Below are 17,321 nucleotides of genomic sequence, written 5' to 3'. Positions count from 1 at the left end.
ATGAGTCGAACGAGAAGGGGAAAAAGGACAATCGAAATGAGAATTATTTTTCTTACAATGCGGAAATATTTACCCAGTATCGTGTAACTGACTGAATTTTCACTGGAAGGGTCTGGGCAATTACATCCAGGATCGCATCAGTATTTTTCAACGGGAAAGTTCCACTCAGGCGCAGTCCGGCCACAGCCGGATCGCAACGCAGCACGCCGTTGCGATAACGGCCGAGCGCGGCAATCACTTCACCCAGCGGTTTATCGCTGAAGCTCAGTACGCCCTGGGTCCAGGCGGCGTTGTCATCATCCGCTGAAGCTATCGCACCAAACTCAGACGCGCTAAACAGCAGACTCTCACCAGCGTTGACGATGCGTTTTTCCTGCGGACGGTTTGCCAATATGACTTCAACAGCGTGCTGTTGAACGATGACGCGCGTGGCGTTGTCCTGCTGGAAGACGGTAAATTTCGTGCCTAAGGCGGTGAGCTGACCCTGACGGGTCATCACCCGGAAAGGCCGCCGCTGGGCGTCTTTTGCCGTGGTAATGGCAATTTCACCGTACCAGAGGTGAACAGCGCGCTGTCGCGTATCAAAACGAACATCTGCGGCGCTTTGCGTGTTGAGCGTCAGCAGCGAGCCATCGTCCAGCCGCTGATGGCTGACCGCGCCTTTGGCGGTGCGGTAGTCGGCGCGCAGCCCTTCACCGGCTTCAGATTGCCAGAGTTGCCAGCCGCCGCCCACGCCCAACAGCAACAGTAACCCTTTCATGACGTGACGACGGGTAAGGCGCGTATCGTGCAATGCCCGGCTGGCGACATCGCCCGGTACGTGGCTGAGTTGGCTGCGCAGGTTTTCAACCTGTTGCCATGCCCACTGATGATCTTTGTCCTCTTCATACCATTGTTGCCAGCGCGCTTCCTGCTGTGGGCTGACGCGCTCGCCGCTCAATACGGCATACCAGTGTGATGCCGATCGCAATGCCTGGCGGCGAGAATCGGTGATAGAAGCGCTCACAGGCCGTGCTCCAGTCGAAACAGCAAACAATGTTCGATAGCCTTTGCCATATACTTTTTCACCGAGCTGACGGAAATACCCAGCTTTAGCGCGATCTCGCTGTATGTCAGACCATCCAGTTGCGAAAGCAGAAACGCTTCGCGTGTTTTGCCATTTAGTCCATCAAGCATGCAGTCGATGAGTTGCAGGGCTTCGAGCTGGCTTTCCCGTACCTCGGGCGAAGGCGCCAGCCCCTCAGGCATAAGCGCCAGCATCTCCAGGTAGGCTTTCTCCAGCGCGTGTCGGCGGAACAGGTCGACCATCACTCGTTTGGCGATAGTGCACAGGAAGGAGCGAGGATCGCGGATTGTCGAGAGCGTGTCGCTGCCCATTACCCGTAGAAAAGTGTCCTGGGCAATGTCATCTGCATCAAAGGCGGACTGGAGTTTGCGCGTCAGCCAGCTTTTCAGCCAGCCGTGATGTGCGCCATAAAGCGACTCGAGCGTAAATGAAGCAGTGGTAGTGGCGTGGTCAGACATGCGGAATGCATCAAAAGTTAATTATCACGCGGCCATATTAATATGAGAATGGTTATCATTACAATTAGAAATATAAATTGTATGTCGTTGAGGGTTTTAATATGTTGTTTTTTATGAAAAATAGTTTCAGAGACTCATTAGTATGAGCGGAGACTGCTATTTCGTCCTGACCTGACGACCAGAAAGCAGGATCACTAAATCTTCCACAAGCCCAAAACACCAAAAATATGATCTGACAGGTACATATGTCAATGTGACTGCCGCTGCCAGATCAATTAAATCTTCTATATGAAAAATAGGCAATTTCCGTATTATGCACTTAAGCTAACAATGATTAGGAGGCATAAACTGAAAGGAGCTCTTTAGCTGCCAGTTGACCAAGTGCATTGGCCGCAAAAGGACTGTCCCCAGTGAGCACCTTACGATCTTTGTAAACGCTTCCTTTAATATCCTCATTAACAATTTTCATCCCCATTTGCTTAAGCGCTTCGCCAAAATACCATGTGAGGTGACCAGGCATATAACCTATATCAGGCGTCTGCTTATCAGCTGAATCAGGGAAAGCACAAATAGAATAGCCTTTAAGAGGGTTATCGCCATTACGTAGCGAAAGGAATGCTGCAGGGCCATGGCAAAGGGATATGACGAAGCGGTCATTGTTCATGAACCAGCGAAGGGTATCGGCTACTTCGCTGCTTTCTGGCAGTCCAATCAGTGCGCCGTGGCCACCAGGAATAAACACGGCAGCATATTCACTTTGCTCGTTCAGGCTACTCAATATATTGGACAATTTTTCAGGATTTTGAAACTTAGCCCTATACCCGGTGAAAAATGGCATAATTTTTTCATCCTTATGCGGCATGGCCCAGTATTCGAACTTGGTCATGTAACCTGATATTGTCGCAATGTCAAAATCAAAACCGGCGGCATGCAGGTGATACATTGGAATCAGCGTTTCAACAGGATGGTTTCCTGTTGAGAACAGAGCCCCGCTATCAGTCATCAGGTAACGCTCATCCGCAGCGATGACCAGCACCTTTTTCTCTCCCATGTACTGTTTGGGATAGTTGTAGTCACTAAGGTCAGATACTGGGCTGGTAAACTGACTCAGAGAATAGTCAGAAGGGAAAAATGCGTTTTCTTCAGCATGATCCACTTTCGGGTGTTTACTTTTATCATCTGTCATTACGTATTCCTCGTTGATTGATGTTAACTCTCTTTCCAGGGTCTGAATTCGCCGGTTTTTTCCATTAAAAGCCTTCCGTTCACTTCAGCCCGGAGCATGCGTTCAGCGAATGGCCTCTACATGAACGAAACTGAAAAATAGGCTACAGTCAGAACCACACCATAAAGCAACTTCTCTCATATGCTGTTTCAGAGAATTCAGACCGCCCTCAGATATTCTTCATCTGAATAATAGTATTTATAGTTATCCTGATCACATCTGAAAGCGATTGTTGCTTATACCAGGCGCATGACAGAGCCAATACCTACTGGTTGGGTAACAAGCAGGTACGTATACCCATTTATTATAGAGAATTAGCACCCAGGTTCAGGTGACTGTAAAACTGCTGCTCCAGTTTCAATTCCAGTATTGAACGAATCTCAGATGCCAGGTTCTTATAAAATCCTGAAAGCTCATCATTCTTGCACAACAAAACAATTTTGCGACGCTCTTTGGGTTTATTGATCTGAATGATCTTCAGTGAGTCAGAGAAAGCTGGAAAGGTGGTAATAAATAACGGCGTGGTCAACGTCCATCCGTACCCGCAGGCAATTAGCTTTAAAATCTCATCAGCATTATCAATTTCAAACTGAATTGAAGGGGAGAAATTCTGCCATTTCAGCCAGTTGAGTGTCTGGATCCCTGTTGGCGTATTTTTGGTATAAGCAATGTAATTCCGTTGCTTACATAATTCTTCCAATTCTGTTTCCGGCCATCCTTTTGGGCAAATACAGAGGAATTCCTCCTCAATCAATGGGTACATTTTAACATTGGGCGGCATTTCCGTATGCAACATCGTTACAGCCAGATTAATATCCCCCTTATTCAGCGTCAGGAGCAATCCTGATGCTGTGCCAGTTACCTGTAAAATATGCTTCACCTGTGGTTGCAGGAACTTAAGGATATCCAAACCAACAGTTTTACTAATTGAATCCACAAAACCAATTTTCAGATGTGAGATATGTCCATCGCTTATAGCATTGATATGTTCTTGAAGGTGGACACCGTTATCAATAATTTTTTTCCCAAGTGGGTAGAGAGCCTGCCCGGCTATTGTCATCTGGATTGGGCGTTGAGAACGGTTAACCAGAGCAGTATTTAAGGCGAGTTCCAGGTTCGCAACCTGCTGTGAAATTGATGACTGGGTTACGCTAAGTTTCTTGGCTGCAGCTGTAAATGAGCCTGTATCTATCACGGCCAGAAATGCCTGTAATTGCTTAAAGTCGAAGTTGATATCCTTCATTTACACCCCGGATTATTACTGTTTTTAATAGTATCTATCTAACTTTTAAATGGTATTTTTTCTTTGAGCTACTTCAAACTATCTGTCATATCGGTAATTTAATGTATTGGCAACCTTAATACACAAGAGATAGAAAAATGCGTGAAGAGAAGGATCTATTAGGAACTTTAATGGTGCCAGACGAGGCTTACTACGGTATTCAAACACAACGTGCGGTGCTGAATTTCTCAGTGTCAGGAAAAACCGCAGGAGAAATCCCACACTTTTTATGGTCTATCGCCGTAATCAAGCAGGCAGCAGCACAGGCTAACAGACAAATTGGTGCTTTGGATCAACAGAAGGCATCAGCCATCGTTAAAGCGTCAGAGGAGGTAATGGCCGGAGATTATGATGCCCATTTCCCTATTGATATATTCCAGGGGGGAGGCGGCACTTCAACTAACATGAATATGAATGAAGTGGTCGCAAACCGTGCCAATGAGATTATGACTGGCAAACGTGGATATGATGAGATTCACCCGAATACCCACGTTAATATGGGACAGTCAACCAATGACGTCATTCCAGCGGCGATGAAAATGACCAGCCGTATGAATATAAATCAACTGTTAGTTCAATTAGAAAGACTTGAAGCCGTGTTGTCAGAAAAAAGTTGCTTGTTCGCTGACAAGGTAAAGTTGGGGAGAACCTGCTTACAAGATGCAGTGCCGATGACGTTTGGCCAGCAATTTGGCGCTTATCGCACGCAGGTCAGTAAACTTAAAGCGAAAATGGTGGAAGTAAGCGAAGAAGCATTATTTTTACCGTTGGGAGCAACAGCAATAGGTACAGGATTATCCACTCACGAAGGATATCTTCCGGCAGTTTATCAGTGGCTGGAAAGTATTACTGGAGATAAATATGCCCCAGAATCAGATTTCTTCGATGGTCTCCAACATGGTGATTTCTATATTGAATTTTCCTCGCAGCTAAAAAAAATAGCTGCATTTCTCTCAAAAATGGCTACTGATTTTCGTATTCAGGGTTCAGGACCAAGAGCCGGTTTTAATGAAATTAATGTTCCTGCTGTTCAACCCGGCTCGTCAATTATGCCGGGAAAAATTAATCCAGTGATGCCTGAATTGATAAATCAAATTGCGTATCAGGTAATTGGCAATGACCTGACCGTGACGATGGCTGTTGAGGGGGGGGAACTGGATCTGAACGTGTGGGAACCGGTATTGTTGAAAGCTCTCTTTGAGTCCTGCTCGTTATTGAGTAAAGGTATACCCTTATTTATTGATAACTGCCTGAAGGATATAGCGATCAACGAAGAAGTGAGCACGCGTTATGCAGAGGAAAGTACGGCGCTTTCGACCATCATCGCAACACTGTTTGGCTATCAGGTTGGGTCCAGAATTGCTAAGGCTGCGTATCAGCAGCAGACCAGTGTAAAACAGGTCGTGTTAGCAGAAAAGCTGCTGACGCCAGAACAGGCAGATTATTTGCTTGACCCAATGAATATGACTGACCCACAAAAAAGTACAGCAGTAATTAAACGGTATAAAAAGGAAATGAATATTTCGTAATCAATCGATGTGATAAACAACTCACTTTAACTTAAGGTAATGAATAATTATATTCATTACCTTTACATCCCTTTTGCGTGAATTATAATTTTAAACAGGTCAAATATATGGTGATTTTACATATCGCTTTATTGCTAGGGACTATCATGCTTGCCGCCCGTTGGGGAGGGATTGGCGTAGGGTTCGCTGGTGGGGTTGGATTAGCAATTGCAGTTTTTATTTTTGATGTTCCGGTTGGGAGCCCGCCTGTCGACGTTATGCTCATTATTCTGTCTACTATTGTAGCGCTCTCTGCAATGCAACAGGCTGGCGGAATGGATTATTTAGTAACTGTGACAGAGAAGTTATTACGCAATAATCCAGGTTATCTTAATATTCTTGCGCCAACTGTGACCTTTATCCTGACAGTACTTTCCGGGACAGGTTATACCGCCATGTCTGTCATGAATGTGATTCAGGAAGTTGCAAAAGATAACGGCATCAGACCCAGTCAGCCATTAAGCTCTGCTGTTGTAGCCTCACAGTTAGGGATTACAGCCTCACCAATCTCTGCCGCCACGGCAATTATGTATGGTACAGTAGAGGTAATGGGAGTCAGTTTTGCTGATGCTATGTTGATTGTTTTCCCCACCGCTTTTTTTGCTGTGTTGGTTGCAGCTTTCATCGCCAGCAAACAGGGCGAAAAACTGGCTGATGATCCCGTTTGTAGGAAAGTTATGCAGGAAAATAAAGTCGTTATAAATAAACATGTCAGCTATGAGACTCCCGCCAGCGCTAAATCATCGGTAGTGATATTCCTGATGGGTGTTTTATTTGTGGTTTGTATGTTGATGTTTAAGTCAGTTATTGGGCACAAAATTAACTCCCGCGATTTAATAATCATTACCATGTTTGTTGTTTCCACGGTCATTATCTTTACATGCAAGTTGGATATGAAGGAGCTGAAGAATTCACCTATATTTAAATCTGGTGCTGAATCATTAGTAGTGGTATTAGGTATTGTGTGGTTAAGCAGTACGCTTATTGGCGCACACATTGACGAGATAAAAATACAAGCCAGTGATATGTTGCGTTTATATCCTGGATTACTTGCAGTTGTTTTTTTCTGTACCAGTGCAATGTTATTCAGTCAGGGGGCAACGTGTGCCTTATTAATGCCTATTGCTGCTTCTATTGGCATTAGTGCTGATGCGATTTTGGCCAGTTTTGTCGCGGTTAGCGCACTTTATCTCACTAATATTTATCCAACAACTGCATTTGCTATTGCAACCGATGATACAGGTTCATTTTTAAGTAAACGATGGAATGGTTCTAAGATAGTTAATCATCCATTCTTTTTGCCAGGCTGTATCTCTATAGTGGTTGCGGTACCAGTCGGTTTCATTCTGGCAAAAATCATTCTTTAATTAATATCATTTCTAAGCAAGTTCAGGACATGCCAGGATGTAACGCAGAATATTTCATCATCTTCAGACTTATTATGACAGAATATTTTAGCGGGTTAAAGATAACTAACTTTTACTGTATTTGACCAATAAGCTGCGTGTCAGCTTCTGATAACTCCCGACGATAGTAATTCGTCGGGAGCTATCTTTATTTATCGAAAAGGGTGTTATCAGCGCTCAGAATACCGGTAAACCCAGACCTTGCTTCACTTCTCTTAATGTCTGCTGCGTAATTTCGTGCGCCTGTTCGCTTCCTTTTTTGAGCATCGCCATCAGCATGCCTTTATCCTGGATGTAGGTTGCCCGCCGCTCGCGCATCGGGGCGATAAGCTCTTGCAGGCACATCTCCAGCTCGTTTTTACATGCCCGGTCACCCAGTCCACCGCGCTGATAATGCGCTTTCATCTCAGCCACTTTCGCTTTATCCGGATGAAAAGCGTCGAGGTAAGTGAATACCATATTGCCGTCAATTTTCCCCGGATCGGAGACTTTTAGATGATTAGGGTCGGTGTACATTGCGCTGACCGCATGATGAATAGCCTCTTCGCTGGCGGATAAGAGTAATGTGTTACCGAGCGATTTAGACATTTTGGCATTACCGTCAATCCCAGGAAGGCGGCTGGTTTCACTCAGCAACGCTTTACAGTGCGACAAGACGGGGGCTGGTAACAGGCTATTCATCTTATGTACGATCTCATTGGTCTGTTCAATCATTGGCAACTGATCGTCGCCGACGGGAACCACTTCGGCTTTGAAAGCTGTAATATCTGCTGCCTGACTGATGGGATAAACCAGAAAGCCAACCGGTAACGAGCGGGCAAAACCTTTCTGCGCAATTTCGTTTTTGACTGTGGGATTACGCTCCACGCGAGCTACGGTGACGATGTTCATATAAAGAGTGGTCAGCTCAGCGAGGGCGGGCAGTGCAGATTGCAGACAAATGGTAGTGAGTGAAGGGTCTATACCAGCGGCGAGGTAATCGGCCAGTACTTCGGGAATATTGTCCCGGATCTTTTGCGGCGTGCTGCCGTTATCGGTTAGCCCTTGCAGGTCAGCAACCAATATAAACTGCTGATAATCATGTTGCAGAATAGCACGCTGGCGCAGAGACCCAACATAGTGGCCAAGATGCAGCGGGCCGGTGGGACGATCGCCAGTGAGGATGATGGTTTTGTTGTACATGTAAGACTCCTTAATCATAAAACCGAAAGGGGTCTTTAAATGCAGATAACCGCCTTTCGGCGGTTATCTAAAAATGGGGAAAACACATTCTGACCGCCTTTAAGAAGGCAGCCACCACTGGTTGTAATTAAATGCGGTGATATCGTGTTTTATGTTCATTCAGTTAACATATCACCGCCTGGCGCAGAGGTAAAGCAATGCACATAATGCCGGCGTAACTCAGTTTGCTTCCAGCATGCCAAAGCTAACGATGCGCGAACGTCCCAACTCTTTAGCACGGTACAGCGCGACATCTGCGGCGCGCAGCAAGTTGTCGCTCTGGGCGTGCTGTGGATAACTGGCAACGCCGATAGAGACATCGACGTGACCAATGTCAGAGACGCCAAAGCGCAGCGACAGTTCGCGTACGCCGTTGTAGATATCCGTTGCAAAGCGGTTAGCGGCCTGTTCATCCGTATTAGCCAGCAGCACCAGAAATTCTTCGCCGCCGTAGCGGAAGGCCATGCCGCTGTCGTGGACAACGCGTTGAATAGTCGCCGCGATACTTTTTATCACGCTATCGCCTGCCTCATGACCAAAGCGGTCGTTAATATTTTTGAAATGGTCGATATCGATCATCAGGCAGCTTATCGGCTCTTTGTTACGTACTGCCTGGCTCATTTGGGTGCGTAGCGTATCTTCCAGATGGTGACGGTTGCGCAGTCCGGTTAGCGGATCGTAGAGCGCTTTCTCCAGCAACGCATCGCGCAGGCGCTGGTTGGCTAACGCCAGACCGAGTGCTTCCGCCATCAGCTCCAGATACGCCCGTGAGGGAGCAGAATCTTTGCTGAGGTTCTGGAATGAGAGCAGACCAATGGCTTCACCCTGGGCAATCAGTGGCACGCACAAAGTGTGCTGCTGGCATGACTCCGGCAGATGATAGCAGGCGATATCGGGTTCGCCTTGCACCGGGGGATGGCTCTGACCACGGCGCACAGCCCAGCACTCGTCCGGGTGGAAAGCGTCTGCTTTGCCCTGTGGTGAAAGCCATTGTGCAACGCAGCGCATCTGCCAGGGTTCGCGGTCCAATATGTAAAGCCGCCCGGCAATACCCGGGGCAATATTTGGCGCAAACAGCTCGGCCACATTAATGACATCGGCAAAACTCTCGCAGCCCTGCAAACGTTGAGTCATGCGCGCCAGCAGCTCGCGGATAGCCCAGTCGGCATCTCGTTCTTTCTCCAGTCGTTGTCGTACCAGGCCGTTTTCGCGAAAAATTCGGATCGCCTGCGCCATATCGCCGATTTCATCGATCTGGTTAAAGCTGGGCGTTTCCACGGCGTAATCCTGCGACGCCAGACGGTTAACCACATCGCTCAGCCGTACAACGGGGCGCAGTACGCGGCGTTTTAAAATAAAGCCGAGGACAAACAAAAATAGCAGTGCCGTTAGCCCGACCATCACTTCCGAGGCCGTACGTAGCGTGCGCGATGCCTGGGTAGCATCTTCAATGGTGTCGCGTACGCGGTTGTCGAGCAACTGACGGAAATGGTCTATCCGATCCTGGGCGCGCTCCAGTTCTTGTTCATAAGTTTTCCCGTACAGCAGGGCGATGGCCTGCGACTCTTCTCCGCGCGCGACGCTGGCAAGCGCCGTAGCTTGTTCATCCTGCAGGGCATCAACAATCTGTAGTCCTTCATGTAACAGCGCCAGCTCTTCATCCGTTGCCCCGATGTCTTTTAGCTTCGACAACCGCTGTTCCACCGCTTTTAGCGATGCTTCTTTCTGACGGTAGGCATTAAGCGCCTCAGGATCTTTTGCAATAACATATTCGCGTGCCAGATCGGACAGCGACCAGGCGTCGAGCTCTACTTCTTCGGTCAGTTGATCGAATTGGTATCGCTGCTCCACCACCTGGCGTTCGGTGTTATCGGCGCTGGAGGCCATCAACATGACAACGCCGGAGGCTATGGTCAGACATACCGTCGCGCTGTAGGCCCAGTTGGTGATTGTGGCAATTCGCACTGATTAGTTCCTTCTGCGACGATTAATGAATACGCATGATTGAAATTATAGGAAACGTATGATTTTGCGTGAAAATAAAAAAGGCGGTCCGAGGACCGCCTTCTGTTATCGTCCTGCCATCATAAATCTGGAGGATTTTTTCCTTCTTCCATAAAGGCTTCGTCGATTCCTTCCACGTTACCTGCATGGTCACGCCCGGAAAACAGGTTCCAGCAGGTGATGAACAGTGCGGCAATCAGGGGGCCAATCACAAAGCCGTTAATGCCGTAGATCTCCATGCCGCCGAGGGTGGTAATCAGAATCAGGTAGTCCGGCATTTTGGTGTCTTTCCCCACCAGCAGCGGGCGCAGGATATTGTCCACCAGCCCGACGATAATCACGAAGAAGCCTACGATAAACAGCCCTTGCCACAACTGGTGCGTAGCGAAGAGAAATATTGCCGCTGGTACCCAGACGATTGCTGAGCCGACGGCGGGTACGAGGGATAGAAACGCCATCAGCGCGCCCCACAGAACGCTGCCGTCGATATCAACAATGGCAAACGCGATGCCGCCAAGGATACCTTGAACCAATGCCACTACCGCCGTGCCCTTGACCGTTGCCCGCGTCACCCCGACGAACTTGGCAAACAGGTGCTGTTTGGCAAAATCAGAAAGCGGTAATGAGTCCAGAATCTGGCGCACCAGGTACGGTCCGTCCTTCAGTAAGAAGAACAGTAGATACAGCATGATGCCAAAGCTAATAGCAAAGCCGAATGTTCCTTTACCAATCAGGAACGCGCTGCCTGCGAGGTACTGTCCACCCTGCAGGACAATGTCGGACAGTTTTTTCTGAATCTGCGCGACGTTATCCAGATTATGTTCTGCGAGGAAACTTCTGGCCCAGTCAGGAAGGTAAGAAATAATGGCGGTGACCACTTCGGGAAACTGAGTGTCGTTTTGTTGTAATTTGGCATATACCACGTTCAGCTCAATAGCTAACGAGGAGAGGATTATCATCAGTGGGATAAAGACAATCAGACAAATGATGCCGATGGTGAGCAGTGACGCCAGCCCGTTACGTTCCCCAAGCGCAGTGCGTAGTCTGTTTTTCACCGGGTTAAAGATAGTGGTCAGGATTGCGGCCCACAAAATGGCGGAAAAGTAGGGGGACAATACATCGAAGAATGCCCAGGTCACGAGGGCAAGTATGAAAATGAAGAAACCTTTTGTCAGTCCGTTAAATCGCATTAGTGAACCCTGTAATGAGAAGCAGTCACGACTATAGAACCGTTCAGAGGAATTACCAACTTTAGCTGCAGATATTAAGAAGAAAGATGACAAGGCATGAGCGGACGCCCTGTCATATGAAGATTCTTTCCTGGCTTTTAAAGGTCAGCAGCGAAGGTCTGCTGCGAGCGAGAAGCAGACTCTGTTAGCGAATGATTGTCCAGCGGCATCCACTTGTCTTACTGCAGATAAAGAGATGTAATTGATTGCCGGAAGCAGGCTACGACAACTTAAATTTACTAAAGTTAGGAGCGTACAATTGACATCTGAGATTTCGCCCATTTAACAGCATCATTAGTAAGATATTGATCGCCAGTTAAGTAGTCCACTACCAGTCCTCCGGCAAGACTAGCAATACAGCATGCTGTCGCTAAAGCCGATATCCACTCAAGTTCATATCCACCTGTTGAAAACACAATAACTAAGTCAGGTACGAAGGTAGTATTTAACTCATTAAGTTCATCACCATCCACCTCACGTGCAATATATTCGAAGCCCGAAGGTGAACCATTAACAGAACATGGTAAGAAGCCGCTGAACGTTAGAGGATCAAATTCATCATCCAGTTCGCAGGGAAAGCCTGACTGAATGATTGAATCTCTGAGGTCATTAGTTGGTGGGAATTTTTCTTTAATTATGTAAATGCCGATATCACGTGACAATTTTCATTCCTTCTCAGATAGGCTCTGGCTTTTAACAATAGATAAAAAACTGATGACTTGAATCGTTATGTCAGCTCATGGCACGAAACGGACAGCCTGATGCATCGCAAGGTCTACTTCGAGCGGGAAGCGGATATAGAATAAGGGATTGACAAATTCCTCACACCAATGGTTGTATGATGCAACTATTGTTGCAGGGTAATGCTCATGATTTCTGAACTAAGTAACATACAAAACATACGTGCGGCATCACGCTTAATGGTGCGAGAGCTTGGGTTCATGAACCAAAATCTGGCAGCTACCGACTATCCTCCTTCAGCAGTTCACGCCATGCTTGAAATTGAAACACATGGGTCATTGACAGCCGCTGAATTGGTCCAGATCTTGGGGCTAGAGAAGTCCAGCGTTAGCCGCATGCTCGCTAAACTTGTTGAAGCCGGAGAGCTTAAAGAAACTCCTTCTGCTGAAGATGCGAGGACAAAACGGCTAAGCCTTACCGGGAAGGGCGTGGAGACCGTACATAGCATCAATACTTATGCTGACGAACGTGTCGGAGCAGCACTTGGTAAGCTCGATCCGTTTACACAGCAAGCTGTATTACAAGGTCTTTCTTCCTATGCCAACGCGTTGAAAGCCTGTCGTGAAAGAAACGAGGGTAACCTGCGTAACAGCGTAAAAATAGTCACGGGTTATCATCCCGGCATGATAGGTCGTATTACTGAAATGCATGGCGGCTATTACGCCAGAGAACATAACTTCGGCAGTTTTTTTGAAGGGAAGGTTGCCGCAGGTCTTGCTGATTTTTCTGGTCGCCTGGACAAGCCATGTAATCAGATTTGGCTGGCAATCGTGAATGAGTGCATAGTCGGCTCAGTTGCAATTGACGGTGAGGATCTGGGGAATAATGAGGCGCATCTGCGTTGGTTCATCCTTGACGATGGGTGTCGTGGCAGCGGACTGGGTAGAAAACTTATTGGCGAAGCGATGAGATTTTGTGATGAGCAGAGATTCTCTTCGGTTCAATTGTGGACATTTAATAAACTTACTGCGGCAAGACGATTGTACGAATCATTCGGATTTGAATTATCGAAAGAATGGGAAGGCGATCAATGGGGTAATACTATTACTGAGCAACAGTTCACTCGAAAGGCATCTTAAAACCGCTAACCACTTCCCCTGGCGGCCAGGATTTTTTTGAGTACTTGCATCTATCAGTTGAACTCACAGCAGATATCGTACGCTATGATTTAATAGTGAAACCGTTATGTTTTTTCCCGAAAAGGGTCGTCAATAAACGAGGGGGTCGTTATGAACACTCAACCTGTCATCGGGATTAGTGGATGTTTAACCGGTTCAGCCGTGCGTTTCGACGGTGGGCATAAACGGATGGGGTTTGTGATGGATGAGCTGGCTCAGTGGGTGACTTTCAAACCTGTCTGCCCGGAGATGTCCATCGGTTTGCCAGTACCACGTCCCGCGTTGCGCCTGGTTCAAACCGCACAAGGGAATATCCGCATGTGTTTTAGCCATGCGCCAGGTGAGGATGTCACCGATAAAATGTCCGATTTCGCCGCTTCATATATCGATGGACTTGGCGGTCTGTCGGGTTTTATTGTCTGTGCTAAATCACCAAGCTGCGGTATGGAGCGAGTGAGGTTGTATGACGAAAAAGGAAATCGTGGCCGAAAAGAGGGCACTGGCCTGTTTACCGGCGCATTGATGGAAAGCTACCCGTGGTTGCCAGTCGAAGAAGATGGCCGTTTGCACGATCCAGTGCTGAGGGAGAACTTTGTCGAGCGAGTGTTCGCGTTACATGAGCTTAATAGGCTGCGGGCCGATGGTCTTACTCGTCACGGCTTACTCAATTTCCACAGTCGCTATAAGCTTCAGCTTCTGGCCCATCACCAGGCAGGTTACCGGGAGATTGGTCCATTCGTTGCTTCGCTCCATCAGTGGGATGATCTGGACGCTTTTTTTGTGGCTTATCGCGAAAAGCTCATGGCAATCCTTAAAAAGCCCGCCTCGCGGAAAAATCACACCAACGTACTGATGCATATCCAGGGCTACTTCCGCGATCGGTTAAACACCCGCCAGCGCGGAGAGTTACGTGACGTTATCCTCAACTATAGCGGCGGGCTGCTGCCAATACTGGCGCCACTGACGCTACTCAAGCACTATCTTGCTGAATACCCGGACAGCTATTTGCTTACCCAGAACTATTTTGATCCTTATCCGAATGATTTAGCACTACGGTTGATGATCAAGTAGCCTGATAGCGAATCAACATGGGGCCGATATAACCATGTTTGCGAAGGTTATCCTTGCGATCCCGCAGGGATAACGCTCGCAGTGTGCAGATGAGAAAAAACGCGGCCCTGTATCCACGAGTAAATGTGTCGTCCGTGATTTAACCGTTTCTGATTTCCTCATCAATGCAAGGCTGAGGTTTGCCAAACAGATATCCTTGTGCAAAATCGCAGCCCAGTGCCTGAAGACTTTCAAGTTGCTCCTGCGTTTCAACACCTTCTGCAACAGCCTTCATATTGAGGGATTTCGCCATGCCGGTGATCAGTTTGATGATATTAAGGGCGTCTTCCTGTGTGGATATCGAATGCACAAAGGATTTGTCTATTTTGATTTTATCGAAGGCAAGTCTGCTGAGGCGCGAAAGAGACGAGTATCCGGTACCAAAATCATCGATGGAAATTTTCACGCCCAGGGCTCTGAGCTTATTAAGCGTGTTCATTGGTGTCGTACTCTCAGTAAAGAGAGAAGACTCTGTCACTTCCAGTTCGAGGCGGTCCGGTGGAAGTCCTGTTTCTTTCAGAATGGTTAACACGATGCCGGCAAAGCCTTTGCTACTTAGCTGAACAGGGGAGACATTGACCGAAATCTTAGCCGGAACCGCCCAACACGCCGCTTCCCTGCAGGCAATTTCAAGCACCGCTTTACCCATCTCATTAATCATTCCTGTTTTTTCAGCAACAGGAATAAAGCTATCAGGCGACAGCAGACCTTTTAGAGGATGAATCCAGCGAATCAGCGCTTCATAGCTGTAAATTTTCTGGCTGAAAGAATCGACAATAGGCTGGTAATAGACCACGAATTCTTTGTTCACTATTGCCAATGCCATATCATGCTCAAGCGTTCTGCTTTCTTGCAGCTTTTCTAACATGCGTTGCCGAAAGACTTTTATCTTACCTGAGCCTTCATTTTTGGCCTCATACAGGGCCAAATCGGCAAATTTATAAAGATAGTCGGAGCGACGTTCAGTTTCTGAGATAACGATGCCAACACAGGTGGTTATGTTGATAATCGTGTTGTAAATAGTGTAGGGCTGGCTGATAAAATCACTTATTTTCTGTGCTCGTGAAACGGCCCGGCTTTCTGTCAGACCGCTCGACAGAAACGCAAACTCATCCCCTCCTAAGCGATACAGGGTATCCGAAGTCAGGCTCATCGAAATCAGACGGTCTGATATCTGGCGCAATAACATATCACCAGCATCATGACCATACGTATCATTTACCTCTTTGAATCGATCTAAATCGAACAACATCACGGTCACAGCATCGTTATTTTTTTCTGCTATCTCGATTGTTTTATTTAAATCGCTCCAGAATAGCTGGCGGTTATTCATCTCGGTAAGAGAATCATGGTAGACGTCATATTCCAGTTTAGCATTCTGGATTTGTAGCTTTTCTTTAGATTTCTGCAGTTCTTGGGCCAGACTCTTGACCTGAAGGTGCGCCCGCAGAATATTTCTGTTTTGATAGAAAATGAGCACGCCCAGAATCGCACTGAGTATTATCAACAATACAGAGGTAGCTGAGTAAATATAGTACAGCGTTTGAATTTTTTGGTTGGCATTATTGATCGAGTTAACATCCTTGTTTAAGGCACCGGATGAAAGACGGCCAAGTGGTGCATCCAGAGCATGCATTTTTTTCAGATATGCCTGAAGTGCTGAACGATTCATGCTCTCAAGATTAACATCCAGATAACTAAGAGTATTTTCAAGTTTTACCGCCAGCTCACGGTGGGCTATATTGCTTTCTATGTAGCGCCCCAGGTCACCTTCTTTTATCAAATCACTCTGGCTGAGCATAATGTCGAGACGCATACGTACATCATCGAGATTCATCGTATCATCGATAGTGTAAAGACCAAGCAACGATTCAAATCGGTAATATTGTGATACCAACTGAGCAGCAGACCAGGAATCAGTGTAATGAGTCAGTTTCTGTAGCTCTTGTTGCCGTTCATGCACGAGGAAAGAGATATACCCGGTAGATATAAAAAGAAAAAAGATGATGCCAGCCAGTATTCTGTTCATGATGTTCCTCTGAACGCTTACTCAATATCCATACTACTGACCTGCCATGCAGACCTTGAATAATAAATCTGATTATTCAGTTCTGGCATGCTGTCATAGGGGTACACAATGAATAGCGGGCCTTTGTCACGGATGCGCATATATTTTCCGTTGATTTTTAAAGCAAGGATAGCATTGTATTTTTTGAAATCACTGAGAGGGATAACGGTGGTGTAGTCATTGAGCGCAGTGACCTTCACAACAGAGCCATTCGCCCCGACATAATCCATGATTTTTTGAAGTGGAATACCCGTAAAGGTAGTGCGTCCATTATACCAAGGGGAGGTGGTCTGGAAGCTGACCATGCCGAGCTTCTCGAGGCTGGCGGTATCAAAAACGGCTTTCCCATCAGTATTTGTATTTTCAATATTACCCGACAGCGTTAAAAGAACTTTACCGGTGGGCCTGGAAAGTTCACCTGCCCAAAGCTGGGTGGAGAGTACAAAGCTTACCAACATGACCATTAACCGCATTCTTACCTCACCAATCAGCTGGATGTAAAAGAATTATAATTTAGATATCACGCTATTTATATATATTGCATAGGTATTATTGGTGCAATAAATTCAGTATTTTTTAAATTCTTTTAAATCAGTGGGTTAGTTGTTATTTGTTCTATTGTGAAGCATTAGCAATGCTGGTGGTGTTATTTGAGTAAAGCTAAATTTCACTGTGTACGTACAAAAATAAGTCATCTATTTACTCAGCGCCAATAAATACGCACGAAAATAAAGGTTTATTTTTTCACTGCAGCGGGATTTGGTTGTTTACTGGTGGATAACTATATCGGACACGAAATCGGGCACGAAGCCGCCCTTAGTATAG

At 46.8% G+C, this 17,321-nt stretch carries 14 protein-coding genes; 4 read left to right on the top strand and 10 right to left on the bottom strand.

Going from position 1 to position 17,321, the window contains the following annotated elements; all coding sequences use genetic code 11:
• Positions 1-52: 52 nt before the first annotated feature.
• The 4 genes from fecR to OGV80_RS10740 form a co-directional block, all read right to left on the bottom strand.
• A complete protein-coding gene (gene fecR, locus OGV80_RS10755) occupies positions 53-1,006 on the bottom strand; it encodes a ferric citrate uptake sigma factor regulator FecR (protein WP_286514856.1) in 954 nt (317 codons plus the stop codon).
• On the bottom strand, positions 1,003-1,524 hold the full coding sequence (gene fecI / locus OGV80_RS10750) for a ferric citrate uptake sigma factor FecI (RefSeq protein WP_043016462.1): 522 nt from the start codon (positions 1,522-1,524) through the stop codon (positions 1,003-1,005). Before fecI ends, fecR begins: the two co-directional genes overlap by 4 nt.
• 334 nt (positions 1,525-1,858) lie before the next feature.
• Entirely contained in the window at positions 1,859-2,710 is an 852-nt protein-coding gene (gene hchA, locus OGV80_RS10745; protein ID WP_100194430.1) for a glyoxalase III HchA, read from the bottom strand.
• Between the two features lie 343 nt (positions 2,711-3,053).
• Entirely contained in the window at positions 3,054-3,992 is a 939-nt protein-coding gene (locus OGV80_RS10740) for a LysR family transcriptional regulator (RefSeq protein ID WP_286514854.1), read from the bottom strand.
• 137 nt (positions 3,993-4,129) lie between these two features.
• On the opposite strand from OGV80_RS10740, the gene OGV80_RS10735 reads away from it, so the two are divergent.
• Together OGV80_RS10735 and OGV80_RS10730 are read left to right on the top strand one after the other, a co-directional pair.
• Positions 4,130-5,560, top strand: coding sequence for an aspartate ammonia-lyase (locus OGV80_RS10735; protein WP_286514852.1), 1,431 nt, complete (start codon positions 4,130-4,132; stop codon positions 5,558-5,560).
• A 107-nt stretch (positions 5,561-5,667) separates the two neighbouring features.
• A complete protein-coding gene (locus OGV80_RS10730; RefSeq protein ID WP_100194428.1) occupies positions 5,668-6,966 on the top strand; it encodes an anaerobic C4-dicarboxylate transporter in 1,299 nt (432 codons plus the stop codon).
• Between the two features lie 216 nt (positions 6,967-7,182).
• On the opposite strand, the gene trpS is transcribed toward OGV80_RS10730, so the two are convergent.
• The 4 genes from trpS to OGV80_RS10710 form a co-directional block, all read right to left on the bottom strand.
• Positions 7,183-8,187 (bottom strand): tryptophan--tRNA ligase, encoded by a 1,005-nt coding sequence (trpS, locus tag OGV80_RS10725; protein ID WP_043016457.1) that lies wholly within the window; start codon positions 8,185-8,187, stop codon positions 7,183-7,185.
• Between the two features lie 219 nt (positions 8,188-8,406).
• Entirely contained in the window at positions 8,407-10,191 is a 1,785-nt protein-coding gene (locus OGV80_RS10720) for a diguanylate cyclase (protein ID WP_200000749.1), read from the bottom strand.
• Between the two features lie 119 nt (positions 10,192-10,310).
• A complete protein-coding gene (locus tag OGV80_RS10715) occupies positions 10,311-11,420 on the bottom strand; it encodes an AI-2E family transporter (protein WP_047411496.1) in 1,110 nt (369 codons plus the stop codon).
• Positions 11,421-11,704: 284 nt separating this feature from the next.
• Positions 11,705-12,121 (bottom strand): hypothetical protein, encoded by a 417-nt coding sequence (locus tag OGV80_RS10710; protein WP_286514846.1) that lies wholly within the window; start codon positions 12,119-12,121, stop codon positions 11,705-11,707.
• Between the two features lie 207 nt (positions 12,122-12,328).
• On the opposite strand from OGV80_RS10710, the gene OGV80_RS10705 reads away from it, so the two are divergent.
• Together OGV80_RS10705 and OGV80_RS10700 are read left to right on the top strand one after the other, a co-directional pair.
• Positions 12,329-13,279, top strand: a complete 951-nt coding sequence (locus OGV80_RS10705) for a helix-turn-helix domain-containing GNAT family N-acetyltransferase (protein ID WP_286514844.1) — start codon at positions 12,329-12,331, stop codon at positions 13,277-13,279.
• A 150-nt stretch (positions 13,280-13,429) separates the two neighbouring features.
• Positions 13,430-14,389: a YbgA family protein gene (locus OGV80_RS10700; protein WP_043016453.1), complete on the top strand. Its 960-nt coding sequence runs from the start codon at positions 13,430-13,432 to the stop codon at positions 14,387-14,389.
• A gap of 139 nt (positions 14,390-14,528) precedes the next feature.
• On the opposite strand, the gene OGV80_RS10695 is transcribed toward OGV80_RS10700, so the two are convergent.
• Together OGV80_RS10695 and OGV80_RS10690 are read right to left on the bottom strand one after the other, a co-directional pair.
• Entirely contained in the window at positions 14,529-16,457 is a 1,929-nt protein-coding gene (locus OGV80_RS10695; RefSeq protein WP_047411482.1) for a putative bifunctional diguanylate cyclase/phosphodiesterase, read from the bottom strand.
• Between the two features lie 17 nt (positions 16,458-16,474).
• A complete protein-coding gene (locus OGV80_RS10690; protein ID WP_286514841.1) occupies positions 16,475-16,969 on the bottom strand; it encodes a putative pterin-binding protein in 495 nt (164 codons plus the stop codon).
• Positions 16,970-17,321: the final 352 nt, after the last annotated feature.

Source organism: Citrobacter sp. Ce119 (assembly GCF_030334525.1).
In the GTDB taxonomy this organism is placed as follows: Bacteria; Pseudomonadota; Gammaproteobacteria; order Enterobacterales; family Enterobacteriaceae; genus Citrobacter; species Citrobacter europaeus.
The sequence above is the reverse complement of the archived record's forward strand: the minus strand, read 5'-3'. Positions and strand labels throughout refer to the sequence as shown.

What these genes read in the sequence shown, in the direction of transcription:
- fecI (WP_043016462.1), bottom strand. Translation starts at nt 1,524, where the DNA reads ATGTCTGACCACGCCACTACCACTGCTTCATTTACGCTCGAGTCGCTT.
- hchA (WP_100194430.1), bottom strand. Translation starts at nt 2,710, where the DNA reads ATGACAGATGATAAAAGTAAACACCCGAAAGTGGATCATGCTGAAGAA.
- OGV80_RS10740 (WP_286514854.1), bottom strand. Translation starts at nt 3,992, where the DNA reads ATGAAGGATATCAACTTCGACTTTAAGCAATTACAGGCATTTCTGGCC.
- OGV80_RS10735 (WP_286514852.1), top strand. Translation starts at nt 4,130, where the DNA reads ATGCGTGAAGAGAAGGATCTATTAGGAACTTTAATGGTGCCAGACGAG.
- OGV80_RS10730 (WP_100194428.1), top strand. Translation starts at nt 5,668, where the DNA reads ATGGTGATTTTACATATCGCTTTATTGCTAGGGACTATCATGCTTGCC.
- trpS (WP_043016457.1), bottom strand. Translation starts at nt 8,187, where the DNA reads ATGTACAACAAAACCATCATCCTCACTGGCGATCGTCCCACCGGCCCG.
- OGV80_RS10715 (WP_047411496.1), bottom strand. Translation starts at nt 11,420, where the DNA reads ATGCGATTTAACGGACTGACAAAAGGTTTCTTCATTTTCATACTTGCC.
- OGV80_RS10705 (WP_286514844.1), top strand. Translation starts at nt 12,329, where the DNA reads ATGATTTCTGAACTAAGTAACATACAAAACATACGTGCGGCATCACGC.
- OGV80_RS10700 (WP_043016453.1), top strand. Translation starts at nt 13,430, where the DNA reads ATGAACACTCAACCTGTCATCGGGATTAGTGGATGTTTAACCGGTTCA.
- OGV80_RS10695 (WP_047411482.1), bottom strand. Translation starts at nt 16,457, where the DNA reads ATGAACAGAATACTGGCTGGCATCATCTTTTTTCTTTTTATATCTACC.
- OGV80_RS10690 (WP_286514841.1), bottom strand. Translation starts at nt 16,969, where the DNA reads ATGCGGTTAATGGTCATGTTGGTAAGCTTTGTACTCTCCACCCAGCTT.